This is a genomic window from Bacillus cereus group sp. MYBK227-1, assembly GCF_051916325.1.
In the GTDB taxonomy this organism is placed as follows: Bacteria; Bacillota; Bacilli; order Bacillales; family Bacillaceae_G; genus Bacillus_A; species Bacillus_A cereus.
Genome location: NZ_JBQAGK010000002.1, coordinates 750,449 through 763,949 on the forward strand (window position 1 = coordinate 750,449; position 13,501 = coordinate 763,949).

Here is a 13,501-nt window from a genome sequence, read left to right on the forward strand (position 1 = left end):
AGGCTTCCACTGTATTAAATTTGCATTTGCATTGCAACAATTTTGCTTCGCTATTAAAGCTAGTTGTTAATTTTTGATTATGTACGTACATACAATATGTAATTAAGTGAATGACCATCATAGTAATTACAGAAAAGGGTGAATGAAGCATATGAATCAATTTGAGCAAATGATGTACGTTGGTGTCATCATGTCTATTGTACTATCCGTAATGATTTTAGGGTCCTTATATTATAATCCTCGACTTTCGTTAACTGATTATCCGAAAGATATTCAAAAAGTAGTTTTTCCAAAATCGATTCATGAAAAAAAGCAAACCATTTATTTTAATATTGTATATAATACTATTCTTTTCGGTACTCCTTTCGTTTCTACATATATACTACATAAGCATGAAAAGTTAATGTATATGGATGCCTATTTACACACTTTTGGTATTTTAATGATTTTCAATTTAGTAGATTTACTTATAATTGATTGGCTAATTTTTTGCTGGATTACTCCAAGGTTTGTTGTGATTCCTAGTACGGAAGGTATGAAAGGATATAAAGATTATAAGTTTCATTTAAGAGGGGCTATTGTCGCTACTCAAATTTTAGCAATCGTAAGTTTATTTTTGGCGGGAATTGCCACAACTATTTAGTGTGAAGAAGGGCATGGAGCTTTTATAAAAGATAAGGAGATTTATAATATATAGAATTAGAAATGAGAATTTGATAGTATTGGAGTAAGGATTTTTAATAACAGTATATTAAACAATATTAATATACTGTTGCAAATGTTTTGATATTATGTAAAATTATACAATTTTACGGAGGCATTTGATAAAATTCAAAAAAATTTAATGGAGGCTAATATGAAAAAAGTAATTGGCGCAGCAACAGCAACTGTTTTTGGATTGGGAGCGTTTACCACAACTGCTACCGCAGAAACAATCGTAACAGCAGATGTACTTAACGTACGTGAAAAACCGACTACAGAATCAAAAGTGGTCGAAAAAGTAAAGAATGGGCAAGAGTTAAAAGTCATAAATACCGAAGATGGCTGGTCAAAAATTGAGTTGAATGGTAAAGAAGTGTTTGTAAGTTCGGAGTTTACAAAAGATGTATATCATGTAACGGCGAATTTGTTAAATGTACGTACTGAAGCAAACACAGATTCAGAAATTCTTGGCAGACTAAAAAAAGATGATGTAATTGAATCAACGCATCAAGTAAAAGACGGATGGCTGCAATTTGAGTATAAAGGAAAAACTGCTTATGCAAACGTTTCTTTCCTATCAAGTACAGCACCAACTGAAAAGAAAACCGAAGAGAAAACGAAGCAAGTAGCGAAAGTACAAAAATCAGTTAAAGAAAAGAAAGAAGTAAAGACGCAGAAAGTAGCAAAAGCGAAAGAAACAACGAAAGCACAAGAAATAGTAAAGCCTAAAGAAGAGGCAAAAGTAGTAAAAGTTAAAGAAGAACCGAAAGCGCAAGAAATAGTAAAACCTAAAGAAGAGGCAAAAGTCAAAGAAGAAGTAAAAGTTAAAGAAGAAGAAAAAGCGCAAGAAATAGTAAAGCCTAAAGAAGAGGCAAAAATCAAAGAAGAAGTAAAAGTTAAAGAAGAAGAGAAAGTGCAAGAAATAGCAAAGGCTAAAGAAGAAGAAAAAGCGCAAGAAATAGCAAAAGCTAAAGAAGAAGAGAAAGCAAGAGAAATAGCAAAAGTTAAAGAAGAAGAGAAAGCAAGAGAAATAGCAAAAGCTAAAGAAGAAGAGAAAGCAAGAGAAATAGCAAAGGCTAAAGAAGAAGAGAGAGTAAGAGAAATAGCAAAGGCTAAAGAAGAAGAAAAAGCAAGAGAAATAGCAAAGGCTAAAGAAGAAGAGAGAGCGAAAGAAGCATCTAAAAACAACATACAGTCTGCTAAACGTGAATTAACGGTAGTAGCGACAGCGTATACTGCTGATCCAAGTGAAAATGGTACATATGGTGGACGCGTTTTAACTGCGATGGGGCATGATTTAACGGAAAATCCGAATATGAGAATTATCGCAGTTGACCCGAAAGTAATCCCATTAGGATCTAAAGTATGGGTAGAAGGCTATGGAGAAGCGATCGCTGGTGATACTGGAAGTGCAATTAAAGGTAATCGTATTGATGTTTTAATGGGTTCAAAAAGTAAAGCTATGAATTGGGGAAGACAAACTGTTAAAGTGAAAATTTTATAATAACAATAATTATCCAAATAGAAGTCAGTTCTCTTTATTGAGGCTGGCTTTTATTTTTTTAGTAGAAGGATAATAGGATTTTTAAATGACTTATTAATAAACCTGTAATAAAACATAAAAATTGTCTCATGTTTAGAAAAACTATTAAGAATGAGGTAAGGAAGTAGAACAGAAGGTTATTGAGAAGTAGAGAAGAATAGTATGTTGAAAACGAAGGGTTAACGTATAATGAAATATATAAATCGGATCAAATCGTTTACTAAACACTTTCACTCATAATAGTGTAATTAAGTTCAAAGGATAGGTGTATTTCATGAAAGAAGTAAGAGAATATATTGAAACAAAGAAACAAGGTGTATTGGAGTTGCAAATAAAAGAAACGGAAGAAAAGCTAGGTGCTGCTTTCCCAAATCAATATAGGGATCTTATTAAATTAGTTAATAATGCTGAAATAGGGGAATGGATACTATATCCGATTAAAGATAATAGAAATGTAACGAAAACTTGGGATGATATTGTTAGACAAAATATTGACATGAGAGATGAGTCTATACCAGAAAATCTTATCATAATTGGTGACGATGGTTCAGGGGATAAATTGTGCTTTAAAATAAATAATGGAAAAATGGATGATAAAATATATATTTGGTATCACGCGGATGACGAAATGGAAGAAATATCTCCGAGTTTAAAAGAATTTATTATGGAAACTATTCAGGAAGACGATGTTTTTTAGTCTTAATTATTATCATTTTGTGAATCATTCTTATAAAAGGCGAGGATAGAATATGACAATAGAATTATATGGCGCACATTGTAATGAGCGGAAAGGGTATAGAGTAATTGAAGGAAGAGGTTCATATAATCATTACTTTGGCGGTCAAGATTGTAATTTGCCAGTATGTAAGTTATGCGGTGAGAAGATGCATCAAATTCTCTGTTTTGATTTAAAAGATGGGAGACTTGCTGAACTTAAAAGTAATGAACTAAATATTTTACCATTCGTTTCATGCTTGAACTGTGCGATGGTGTGGGAACCGCAATATTTTCAGTTAAGTGATGGAGGTAAAACAGTTCAAATCATAAAGCAGCAAAATACAGAAGAATGGATAATGGAAGAGGAAGATAAGTTACCAGTTTCATTACCAAAAACAACGGTAAAGCTTATAAATATGAAAAATGAAGATATACCTACAGATGAAGATAGTTACTGGGAAGCTTTTGATTTGTTCGGTTCTGAATATGTATGTAGATTATTAGGGGCACCATTATATGCGGATCTTCCAGAGCATTTGGCGTGTCCAACTTGTTCTAAAGAGATGAAGTATGTTGCTACAATTACACAAGATATCGAGGAACGTGAACTTATTTCAGTAGTTGATTTCCAGTTTGGGGAAATGAATATATACTATTATTTATGTAAAGATTGTTCAATTATAAAAACGGAAACACAAAGTACATAACAAGACTAACATATTATATTAGTCTTGTTTTTGTATCGCAACATCATTAAGAATCGCATCAAATATATCTTTTTGCGTAAAGTTATCTGTAAAAATAGTTTCTCTGGCAACCTCAATTGTATCGTGCGGATTATACCATTTTTGGAGGGAATCTTCACCAAATTCATATCGTTTGTCCCTTGTGTTATGTCGTCTAATAGTTTCCTCTAATGATAAATCAAAGTAATATGCAAATGCATTTTCATCAAAATAACGAATTAATTCTTTTAACATCTCACCATACCTATGACTGTTCAATATACCTTCTAAAATAACAAATTCACATTTTCCTTTTCCGTACTTCGTAATTTCAAATAGTAAATCATGTGATAAATTACCCATTGTGTCGTGTACTCTAAGCATATCTCTACGTACAACATCCTGTGATACTAAAAGTGTTCCTTGTCCGAAATGTTCTTGTAGTTGTTTTGCAATCGTTGTTTTACCACTTGCGGAGTTTCCTCTAAGAATGATTAAAGTGGATGTAAGTATAGGATTAGACATAATGTATTTCCCCCCAACAGCATTAATTATATAGAAAATTTTAACAAATAAAGTGAGGAAAGTGTATAATTAATATGATGGATATTTAAGGAGGGGGTAAGATGGGAGATATATTAAAAAATGCACAACCTATATGGAAACGGACTTGGTTTCGTTATCTAGGGGCATTTTTTATTGTTCAGTTACTGTTTACCCCGCATTAAAGGGCAGTAAGACCCCCACCTCAAAATTCAGCGAAAGCGAAGAAGTTAGGTGGGGGTCTTACTGCCCGTAAAAGCCCGATTGGTTCAACTAATAATCAGTGGGGGATGAACAAAACCCCCACTGATTAAAGTTTCACTTTATTTTGTGTGAAATCACTGCGTGGGCGCCAAACTTTAGGCCAGGCGGAGAGTTTTTTAATAGAATATTAAATTCTCAATTTTTCACTGAATGGTTCACACTCTATACAATCCCGCAACTTAACGTATTTACAGCATTTTTTGCGATTACATTACTACCATATGCATTAGTAGGTGCAATGAAAGATGTAACAGCAAGAAAAAATATAAAGAAATAATAGAGGTATAATATGCTTTTTCAAAAAGAAGGTTTATTGATTAGATACGTAATGGAAGATGATGCATCTATCATTTCTAAATGGTTAACGGACCCAGCAGTCCTGCGGTATTACGAAGGACGAGATAATCCGCAATCTGTAGAAAAGGTGCTTGATCATTTTATACATAGTCCAAACAGTAATGAAAAAAGATGTTTAATAGAATTTGATATCATTCCGATTGGTTACATACAAATGTACCCAGTGGATTCAGAGTGGAAAGCGTTATATGGCTATAAAGAATCGCAAAATGTATGGGGTATGGACCAATTTATCGGTGAACCAGCCTATTGGGGAAAGGGAATTGGAACAAAACTCGTTCAGGCAGCAATTACATATATTATGGGTGAAATGGGAGCAGAAGCAATTGCAATGGATCCGAAAGTAAATAATGAACGAGCAATAAAGTGTTATGAAAAAAGTGGATTAAAAAAAGTAAAGATTTTAAAGGAACATGAGTTGCATGAGGGGAAATTAGAAGATTGTTGGATGATGGAATATAAACAATAATAATGGCTTATACAAATAAAGGGGGATGTGTGAAATGAAAAAAGCATTAATCGTAATTGATGTGCAAGCGGGTATGTATACAGCTGGAATGCCAGTACATAATGGGGGAAAGTTTTTACAAACATTGCAAGAGCTTATTAGGGAATGTCGTTCAAATGATATTCCAGTTATTTATATCCAACATAACGGTCCTAAAGACCATCCGTTAGAAAAAGGTACGGATGGATGGCGAATCCATGCGGCCATCGCTCCGCAAGAAGGAGATAATATAGTTGAAAAGACGACTCCAGATTCATTCCATAATACAAACTTAAGCGAAGTGTTACAAGAGAAAGGAATTGAACACGTTATTCTTTCGGGAATGCAAACAGAGTATTGTGTAGATACGACAACGCGCAGAGCATGTAGTGAAGGGTATAAAGTAACGTTAGTGAGTGATGCGCATAGTACATTTAATACAGAAGTGTTACGTGCTGAAGATATTGTGAAACATCATAACGCAGTATTGGGAGCGTTTGCGGATGTTGTTGCAGTAAAAGACTTAAAAGTGGCTGCCTCTAAATAAGAGGCAGTTTTTTATTAGAAAAAATAGCGTCAAATATTGTTAGTAAGTCGGTATTTTGAAATAATCACTTATATAATTTCACGTATCATAATGAAAAAATACAAAAAAGGAGCACCACATAATTAAAAAGGACGCTCCTGCATTAAAACGTTACTTTTTCTTATCTTTATCCAATATATTTTGTTCTTCAGCAAACTCTGTACCATATGCAAAGCGGCGATTAATACGAATGTTATCATTGTTGTGCCTTGTATGAGAGTTAGAGAAGCGATGAACGATTACTTCAGATAAAGTGAAGACGATGGCAGAAAGGATACTGCCCCATGCAATTTGCATATAGTTGTCTAATAAAATATTACCGAAAATCCATACGCTTAAATATGTTAATAAGAAATCCGACATAATGGCACCAGTATTGCCAATTCGATTTAAAATAATTTTATCAACGAACATGTAGGATACGATTGTAACAAAGAGACTGAATGAAATAATTTGAACAAACGTTGCAGGGAAAAATAAAGCAAGCCCAATACTAAATGCGATAATGCACGATATAAACTTGATAAGCACTACTGTGAAATCATTCAAAATTTACACCTCCGATTTATACATAGTTTTTCAATAAATTCTGGAGTTCATACATTGTAACGGATTTATTTACATAAAACTTTTTCATGTTCGGAATTTAGTCTAAATATTATAAAAACAATGAAAAAATGTTATAGTAAAATTTGAGTGTATGACATTTTTAGGTAAGGGGGAATCCAAAATGTGGATTACTTCAGAAGTAGAAATTCCAGATGAGTTAATTGATCACCTTGAGCAAGGAAAGTTAGTGTTATTTGTTGGAGCGGGAGTTTCTATGAAAGGGAAATCAAACTTACCGAATTTTGATGATTTAGTTGATGAAATTGCAAAAACGTTATATGTCGAAAAACGTGAAATAACAGAGCCACATGATTATTATCTTGGTAAAATTGCGAAAACAAAAGATGTACATCAAGTCGCAAGAGATCTCGTTCATATAGAGAAATCAAAACCGAATCCATTGCATTATGCAATTCCAAGGTTATTTCCTTTAGATACAGATATCCGCATTGTAACAACAAATTTTGATCAACATTTTACAACTGCAATTAAAGAAATAAATAGAGATATCAATGTTTATTACGCTCCAGCTTTACCGACTGGGAGAGCTTTTAAAGGTCTTGCTTACATACATGGTAATGTAGAACAGGAGAAAGAGGCTTTAATTTTAACAGACGGTGATTTTGGAAGGGCTTACTTAACAGAAGGGTGGGCAAGAAGATTTTTAGTTGATCTATTCTCAAATTACACCGTTTTATTCGTTGGATATAGTCATAATGACCCAGTAATGAAATATTTAGCAACTGGTTTACCACCAAGTACAAGACGATTTGCTTTTGTCGCACAAGGAGAAAATACGTACCACTGGGAACATTTAGGGATAAGACCAATTGTGTATCCGAATAAAGTAAATAATCATCAATCTCTCGTAAAAGCGGTAAAACGCTGGGCGGAATTAATGGGTGATAATTATATTACGAAAAGAATGCGTATTCGGGATATTGTAACGGTTCCCCCGTCAGTAGAACAGGAACAATTATCATACATAAAGCAATCAATTAAAAAAATTGAAACAGTTCGTTACTTTGTGGAATTTGCTCATGATTATGAATGGGTCGAATGGTTAGAAGTAGAAGGTAAATTACAAAATTTGTTTATGCTTACGCCAAACTATAATGAAGTAGATGAATTACTTGCAGAATGGTTAGTCGAACAATTTCTTTTTAGTCATCAGAAAGAATTATTTCAATTAATTTATAAAAACTATTCTAAAATATCACCGTTATTATGGAGAACAATTTGTAACTACTTAACCGAAACGAAGAGTAAGATGGACCCGTTGTTGTTTGCAAGGTGGACACTCCTTTTATTAGAAACAGCTGAAAAAGATAGTAGCTCTATAGAAAAGATTTCTAAGTTACTGCAAAAATGTTCTTTTCCTGAGCATAAGGAAATTGCCTTATTGATACTAACTTTTATTTTAGACGGAAAACTGAAGTTAAAACGTGTAAGAAAATGGGGAAATGATACGCAAGAATCAATAGAACTCGAGGAATCGAGTCGCTTACCAGTATCTACATTCTCTCATGTGGAGCAAATTTGGAACGAAAAGATGAGGCCTTATATCGCTTATTATGCTGTTCCAATTATGATGATTGGATTAGAAAAATTGAGAATGTTGTCGTTAAGACAAACGGCACTGAAAAAAAGAAATAAGGAAAATATAGAGAAAGAGTTTCATCAAAATGATCTTGTATTTTTAATACGAATTGTAAAAGAGTGTCTAACTTATTTATGCGAAAACAATGAGAAAAAAGCGGATTATTATATTACAGAAATGATAGAAGCAAATAGTGTACTTCAAAAGCAAATTGCAATTGATGCGATGAATAAAAATATTTTTGTTCGTGTAGATGACAAAATGAAATGGTTGTTACATGAAGGACTTCTTTTAGATTTCACTTATAAACACGAAGTTTTTCAACTTTTAAAAAGGCATTATGCACATTGTTTAGAAAAAACAAAAGAAGAAGTCACTCGAACTGTAATAAAGCATCTTACAGAAGAGAGGGTATTTGATGCATGTCTCGTATTAGACTTATTATTCAAGTGTGATTCAAATAGTCCATCTACGGCAAATGGGTATGAGTTAATGAAGCAAAAGCATCCTCATTTTCATTCCGAACGATACAGTGTACAAAAGAAAGAGGATACAGAGCAAAGTATTACTTGTAATGTAACTGCTGACGGATTATTGCAACTGAAAGATGTTGAAATTATGAAGCAAGTTCAGCAATTTTCGCAAGATCGTGTTTTGGAACAACGCCATTTTTTAGAGATGTTATCAAAAGCATGTAAATTAAACACAGAGTGGAGTATTTCATTTGCATACCAATTAGTAGGAGTGCAAGAAATAAGTAATGAAGTATGGTTTGTTTGTATTAGAGAATGGCGAAATAATCGAGGATTGACAAATGATCAAATCCAAAAAATTATTCCGCTATTGCAGAAATTTGTTAGAAATACTGCTTTTCATTGGTTAATTAGTAGTTTTCTATATGAAATTAGTAATCGACTAGAAGAGTTAGAAGAGAATAGTATACGTGTTGTAAAACGATTTGCTTTTTCAGTGTTTCCTCAAGTTATGAAGAGTGATACAGACTTTAAGCTTGGGAAACAAGATTTTTACAATGAATCAATTCAGCATCCAGTTGGAAAAATGACAGCTGTATTATTAAAGTTGTTATCATATGATCATTTATACGATCGTAATGTATATGAATATTTATTTTTATTTGAAGAACAAGTAAGAGTTAATTCGGAACGAACAAACTTTATGTTTGCTCGTTTAATAGCAGATATTACATTTCTATATCATATTGAAAAACAATGGTGCCGAAAATATTTGTTACCATACTTAGATTTAAAAAAACAAAATGAGATTACGGAATATGCATGGGCCGGCTTATGTTACACGCAAATAAATTTACCTTTATTTACAGAAATGAAGCGATTTATTAAGTATGCGGTAGAACATTTGGAAGTATTACATCCGCATACGAGAGAAGCTTTCTTGAAGTGGCTTAGCTTTGTATTTATTAAATGTGTACTATATTGGGAGCAAAAAACAGATTGGTTATACCCGTTACTCATACTAGAAAATGAAGAAAATAAAATTAAGTTTATGCAGTTTTTATGCTATTACGTCAAAACATTAAGCGTAAAAGAACAACAAAAATTTTGGACAGCTTGGCTCAGTGTATTTTTGCGAGAACGACCAAAAATGGGTGAGATAACTGCGAGAGAATATGTAATGCTTTTACGTATTATTTTATACATGGATGAAATATTAGAAAAAGGATTATGTATTATGTCTCGTACATTTTCAAGTGTACATGGTAAATGTACAGGTGAGGAAATGAAGCGGTTATTGATTGAAATGCTTCATAAAAAAGAAAGTATGAAAGCGCATAAAGAAATGTTTGCAAATGTGTTTTTTATTTTACTACAAACATGTCACGAAGCCGTGTTATTCGAAAAAGAAATCATACAAATAAAAGAATTATTAGTTCAGTATAAAGTAGAGGAATATGTTTTACATTTACTAGAAAATGAAATAATTCGCATAGGAATTGTAATGGGTGATTTACAAAAAGAATTATAGGACGAAAGTGGAATTTTAAAAAATATATAAAAAGTTGTTGACAGTGTTTTGAAAAGCGTTCTATAATACGAATCATACTTATTCAATTTCAAAAACATTTGAATAAACAAAGTGCAATGAAGAGATCACAGTAGTGGTTAGTCTTACTGTAACAGAGAGCTGGTGGTTGGTGTGAACCAGTACAGGGATAATCATGAATTACAGTCTTGGAGCATCTTTTTCGTAATAAAGATAGTTTTTCTTTATGAGGAAAAAGCGGTCAATTGATCGTTAACAGTGAAGAGAGGTAGACGGAAAGTTAGTCTACAACTAGGGTGGTACCGCGATAAATATCGTCCCTACTGATTTATTCAGTAGGGACTTTTTGTATTTTAGTGGTCCAACTTGAAAATTAAATAGTCATGCATTGAAAGGAAAAGCAGTAGTTGTTGTTTCCCTGTAACAGAGAGCTGGTGGTTGGTGCGAACCAGTACATAAACAAGAGCGAATTACAGTCCTAGAGCATCTTTTTCGTAGTAAAGATAGTATTGTCTTTATGAAGGGAAAGACGGTCAGATGATCGTTAACAATGAAGAGAGGTAGACGAAAGAAGTCTACAACTAGGGTGGTACCGCGATAAATATCGTCCCTACTGATTGGATCAGTAGGGCTTTTTTGTACAAAAAAGTGGATTTTTAACTAGTAGTTTATGTCTGTGTACGAATTATTAGTTTAAAATAAGAAGAGGTATCGATTCCACTATAAATTTGTATAATTAGTCAGTTCAGAAAATAGAGAATTTTTATTCTCTTACTATACTTTTAAAACATTAGAGGAGGATTTCCAAATGGCAAATCATGAATTAGATCAATTACGTAAACAGGTAGATGAAATTAATTTACAACTATTACACCTTTTAAACAAACGTGGTGAAATTGTTCAAAAAATTGGAGAGCAAAAGCAAGTACAAGGCACGAAACGCTTTGATCCAGTACGTGAGCGTGAAGTACTTGATATGATCGCAGAGCATAACGAAGGACCATTCGAAACATCAACAGTTCAACATATTTTCAAAACGATTTTCAAAGCAAGCTTAGAGTTACAAGAAGATGATAACCGTAAAGCGTTACTAGTATCACGTAAAAAGAAACAAGAAAATACAATCGTTGATGTAAAAGGTGAATTGATTGGAAACGGAACACAAACGTTCATCATGGGACCTTGTGCAGTAGAAAGTTTAGAACAAGTTCGTCAAGTAGGGCAAGCGATGAAAGACCAAGGCTTAAAATTAATGCGCGGTGGTGCATTCAAACCGAGAACTTCTCCATATGATTTCCAAGGTTTAGGAGTAGAAGGACTTCAAATTTTACGTCAAGTAGCAGACGAGTTTGACTTAGCAATTATTAGTGAAATTTTAAATCCGAACGATGTTGAAATGGCATTAGACTACGTTGATGTAATTCAAGTTGGCGCACGTAACATGCAAAACTTCGATTTATTACGAGCTGTAGGTAAAGTTAACAAACCAGTATTATTAAAACGTGGATTAGCAGCAACAATTGATGAGTTCATTAACGCAGCGGAATACATTATTGCGCAAGGTAACGATCAAATTATTCTTTGTGAGCGCGGTATCCGCACATACGAAAGAGCAACACGTAACACATTAGACATTTCTGCAGTACCAATTTTAAAGAAAGAAACACATTTACCAGTTATCGTTGATGTAACACATTCAACTGGACGCAGAGATTTATTATTACCAACAGCGAAAGCGGCACTTGCAATTGGCGCAGATGCAGTAATGGCTGAAGTTCATCCAGATCCAGCAGTTGCATTATCAGATTCTGCACAACAAATGGACATTCCAGAATTCCATAGATTCATGGATGAGTTAAAAGGTTTCAAAAATAAATTATCTTAATTCCATATCATATATGCGTTGAAGAGGAAACAGTAGTGCTTATCTCACTGTTAAAGAGAGCTGATGGTCGGTGTGAATCAGTACAAAGGTAAGCATGAATTACAGCCTTGGAGCATCTTTCCCGACAACTTTTGGAGGGGAAGACGGTCAAACGATCGTTAAAGAAGAAGAGAGGTAGACGAAAGAAGTCTACAACTAGGGTGGTACCGCGATAAACATCGTCCCTACTGAGCGCTCAGTAGGGACTTTTTTGTACAAAAAAATAGTAAAGGGGCAAGAGAAATGAGATACATTACAGCTGGAGAATCACATGGACCGCAGTTAACAGTTATTTTAGAAGGTGTACCAGCAGGTTTGACACTTACGGCGGAAAATATTAATAAAGAATTATTAAGAAGACAAAAAGGTCATGGACGCGGAAGACGTATGCAAATTGAAACAGATACAGTTGAAATTGTAAGTGGTGTTCGTCACGGGATGACACTTGGATCACCGATTACGTTAATTGTAAAAAATGATGATTTCAAACATTGGACGAAAGTAATGGGTGCAGAGCCAATTTCGGAAAAAGAAAGTAAAGACATGAAACGTACAATTACAAAACCACGTCCCGGACATGCAGATTTAAATGGAGCAATTAAATATGGTCATCGTGATATAAGAAACGTATTAGAGCGGTCATCTGCAAGAGAAACGACAGTTCGTGTAGCTGCTGGTGCAGTTGCAAAACAAATTTTAAGCGAATTAGGCGTGGAAATTGCAGGACATGTTCTTGAAATTGGTGGAGTAAAAGCAAAACATATTTCAAACTTATCAATTGAAGAAATTCAAACAATTACTGAAAACTCACCAGTTCGATGTTTAGATAAAGAAGTAGAGCAAGAAATGATGAATGCGATTGACAACGCAAAAAGTAGTGGAGATTCAATCGGTGGTATTGTGGAAGTCATTGCAGAAGGTATGCCGATTGGCGTCGGTAGTTACGTCCATTACGATCGTAAATTAGATGCAAAACTTGCTGGTGCAATTATGAGTATAAATGCATTTAAAGGTGCTGAAATCGGCGTAGGTTTTGAAGCGGCACGACAACCAGGAAGCAAAGTGCATGATGAAATTCTGTGGGATGAAGAAAAAGGATACACGAGAAGAACGAATAATGCCGGCGGTTTAGAAGGCGGTATGACAACAGGTATGCCAATTATCGTAAGAGGCGTGATGAAGCCAATTCCTACTTTATACAAACCGTTAGCAAGCGTTGATATTGATACGAAAGAAGCATTCCAAGCGAGTATTGAAAGATCTGATAGTTGCGCAGTACCAGCGGCGGGTGTAGTAGCTGAATCTGTTGTGGCATGGGAACTTGCAGATGCACTAGTCGAACAATTCGGAAAAGATCGTATGGAATTATTAAAACAAAACATTATGCAACACAATAACTACGCAAAAGAATTTTAATAAAAA

At 33.9% G+C, this 13,501-nt stretch carries 11 protein-coding genes, 2 pseudogenes and 3 other annotated features; of the genes and pseudogenes, 11 read left to right on the forward strand and 2 right to left on the reverse strand.

Annotated features, from left to right (window positions below):
• The first annotated feature begins 151 nt into the window (after positions 1–151).
• From ACTFRM_RS10865 to ACTFRM_RS10880, 4 genes are all read left to right on the forward strand, one after another.
• Entirely contained in the window at positions 152–643 is a 492-nt protein-coding gene (locus ACTFRM_RS10865; protein WP_001071244.1) for a hypothetical protein, read from the forward strand.
• A 213-nt stretch (positions 644–856) separates the two neighbouring features.
• Positions 857–2,206 (forward strand): cell wall-binding protein EntB, encoded by a 1,350-nt coding sequence (entB, locus tag ACTFRM_RS10870; protein WP_440043297.1) that lies wholly within the window; start codon positions 857–859, stop codon positions 2,204–2,206.
• Positions 2,207–2,519: 313 nt separating this feature from the next.
• A complete protein-coding gene (locus ACTFRM_RS10875; RefSeq protein ID WP_000665935.1) occupies positions 2,520–2,942 on the forward strand; it encodes an SMI1/KNR4 family protein in 423 nt (140 codons plus the stop codon).
• Positions 2,943–2,994: 52 nt separating this feature from the next.
• Complete coding sequence (locus ACTFRM_RS10880; protein ID WP_000151352.1) at positions 2,995–3,669, forward strand: hypothetical protein; 675 nt, start codon at positions 2,995–2,997, stop codon at positions 3,667–3,669.
• Between the two features lie 18 nt (positions 3,670–3,687).
• On the opposite strand, the gene ACTFRM_RS10885 is transcribed toward ACTFRM_RS10880, so the two are convergent.
• Entirely contained in the window at positions 3,688–4,212 is a 525-nt protein-coding gene (locus ACTFRM_RS10885; protein ID WP_000070148.1) for a kinase, read from the reverse strand.
• A gap of 101 nt (positions 4,213–4,313) precedes the next feature.
• On the opposite strand from ACTFRM_RS10885, the pseudogene ACTFRM_RS10890 reads away from it, so the two are divergent.
• From ACTFRM_RS10890 to ACTFRM_RS10905, 4 genes and pseudogenes are all read left to right on the forward strand, one after another.
• A pseudogene (locus ACTFRM_RS10890) lies at positions 4,314–4,397 on the forward strand (YfzA family protein); the annotation flags it as partial.
• 155 nt (positions 4,398–4,552) lie between these two features.
• Positions 4,553–4,771, forward strand: a pseudogene (locus ACTFRM_RS10895) (YfzA family protein); the annotation flags it as partial.
• Between the two features lie 12 nt (positions 4,772–4,783).
• Positions 4,784–5,320, forward strand: coding sequence for a GNAT family N-acetyltransferase (locus ACTFRM_RS10900; RefSeq protein ID WP_000898769.1), 537 nt, complete (start codon positions 4,784–4,786; stop codon positions 5,318–5,320).
• A 34-nt stretch (positions 5,321–5,354) separates the two neighbouring features.
• Complete coding sequence (locus tag ACTFRM_RS10905) at positions 5,355–5,885, forward strand: cysteine hydrolase family protein (RefSeq protein WP_000709539.1); 531 nt, start codon at positions 5,355–5,357, stop codon at positions 5,883–5,885.
• A 150-nt stretch (positions 5,886–6,035) separates the two neighbouring features.
• On the opposite strand, the gene ACTFRM_RS10910 is transcribed toward ACTFRM_RS10905, so the two are convergent.
• The gene (locus ACTFRM_RS10910) at positions 6,036–6,473 is read right to left on the reverse strand and encodes a YndM family protein (RefSeq protein ID WP_000997702.1); all 438 of its coding nucleotides are present in this window, start codon (positions 6,471–6,473) and stop codon (positions 6,036–6,038) included.
• A 181-nt stretch (positions 6,474–6,654) separates the two neighbouring features.
• Between ACTFRM_RS10910 and ACTFRM_RS10915 the strand changes: the two genes are divergently transcribed.
• The 3 genes from ACTFRM_RS10915 to aroC all read left to right on the forward strand — a co-directional run bounded on the left by ACTFRM_RS10915 (position 6,655) and on the right by aroC (position 13,495).
• Positions 6,655–10,137 carry a DUF4020 domain-containing protein gene (locus ACTFRM_RS10915; RefSeq protein WP_000265221.1) on the forward strand — a complete coding sequence of 1,161 codons (3,483 nt, stop codon included), beginning with the start codon at positions 6,655–6,657 and terminating at the stop codon, positions 10,135–10,137.
• Positions 10,138–10,244: 107 nt separating this feature from the next.
• Positions 10,245–10,480, forward strand: a binding site (T-box leader).
• Between the two features lie 54 nt (positions 10,481–10,534).
• Positions 10,535–10,770: a binding site (T-box leader), on the forward strand.
• Between the two features lie 193 nt (positions 10,771–10,963).
• On the forward strand, positions 10,964–12,040 hold the full coding sequence (locus ACTFRM_RS10920) for a bifunctional 3-deoxy-7-phosphoheptulonate synthase/chorismate mutase (protein ID WP_001273575.1): 1,077 nt from the start codon (positions 10,964–10,966) through the stop codon (positions 12,038–12,040).
• 9 nt (positions 12,041–12,049) lie between these two features.
• Positions 12,050–12,269: a binding site (T-box leader), on the forward strand.
• Positions 12,270–12,322: 53 nt separating this feature from the next.
• Positions 12,323–13,495, forward strand: a complete 1,173-nt coding sequence (gene aroC, locus ACTFRM_RS10925; RefSeq protein WP_088322075.1) for a chorismate synthase — start codon at positions 12,323–12,325, stop codon at positions 13,493–13,495.
• The last annotated feature ends 6 nt before the right edge of the window (positions 13,496–13,501 follow it).

What these genes read in the sequence shown, in the direction of transcription:
- ACTFRM_RS10865 (WP_001071244.1), top strand. Translation starts at nt 152, where the DNA reads ATGAATCAATTTGAGCAAATGATGTACGTTGGTGTCATCATGTCTATT.
- entB (WP_440043297.1), top strand. Translation starts at nt 857, where the DNA reads ATGAAAAAAGTAATTGGCGCAGCAACAGCAACTGTTTTTGGATTGGGA.
- ACTFRM_RS10875 (WP_000665935.1), top strand. Translation starts at nt 2,520, where the DNA reads ATGAAAGAAGTAAGAGAATATATTGAAACAAAGAAACAAGGTGTATTG.
- ACTFRM_RS10880 (WP_000151352.1), top strand. Translation starts at nt 2,995, where the DNA reads ATGACAATAGAATTATATGGCGCACATTGTAATGAGCGGAAAGGGTAT.
- ACTFRM_RS10885 (WP_000070148.1), bottom strand. Translation starts at nt 4,212, where the DNA reads ATGTCTAATCCTATACTTACATCCACTTTAATCATTCTTAGAGGAAAC.
- ACTFRM_RS10900 (WP_000898769.1), top strand. Translation starts at nt 4,784, where the DNA reads ATGCTTTTTCAAAAAGAAGGTTTATTGATTAGATACGTAATGGAAGAT.
- ACTFRM_RS10905 (WP_000709539.1), top strand. Translation starts at nt 5,355, where the DNA reads ATGAAAAAAGCATTAATCGTAATTGATGTGCAAGCGGGTATGTATACA.
- ACTFRM_RS10915 (WP_000265221.1), top strand. Translation starts at nt 6,655, where the DNA reads ATGTGGATTACTTCAGAAGTAGAAATTCCAGATGAGTTAATTGATCAC.
- ACTFRM_RS10920 (WP_001273575.1), top strand. Translation starts at nt 10,964, where the DNA reads ATGGCAAATCATGAATTAGATCAATTACGTAAACAGGTAGATGAAATT.
- aroC (WP_088322075.1), top strand. Translation starts at nt 12,323, where the DNA reads ATGAGATACATTACAGCTGGAGAATCACATGGACCGCAGTTAACAGTT.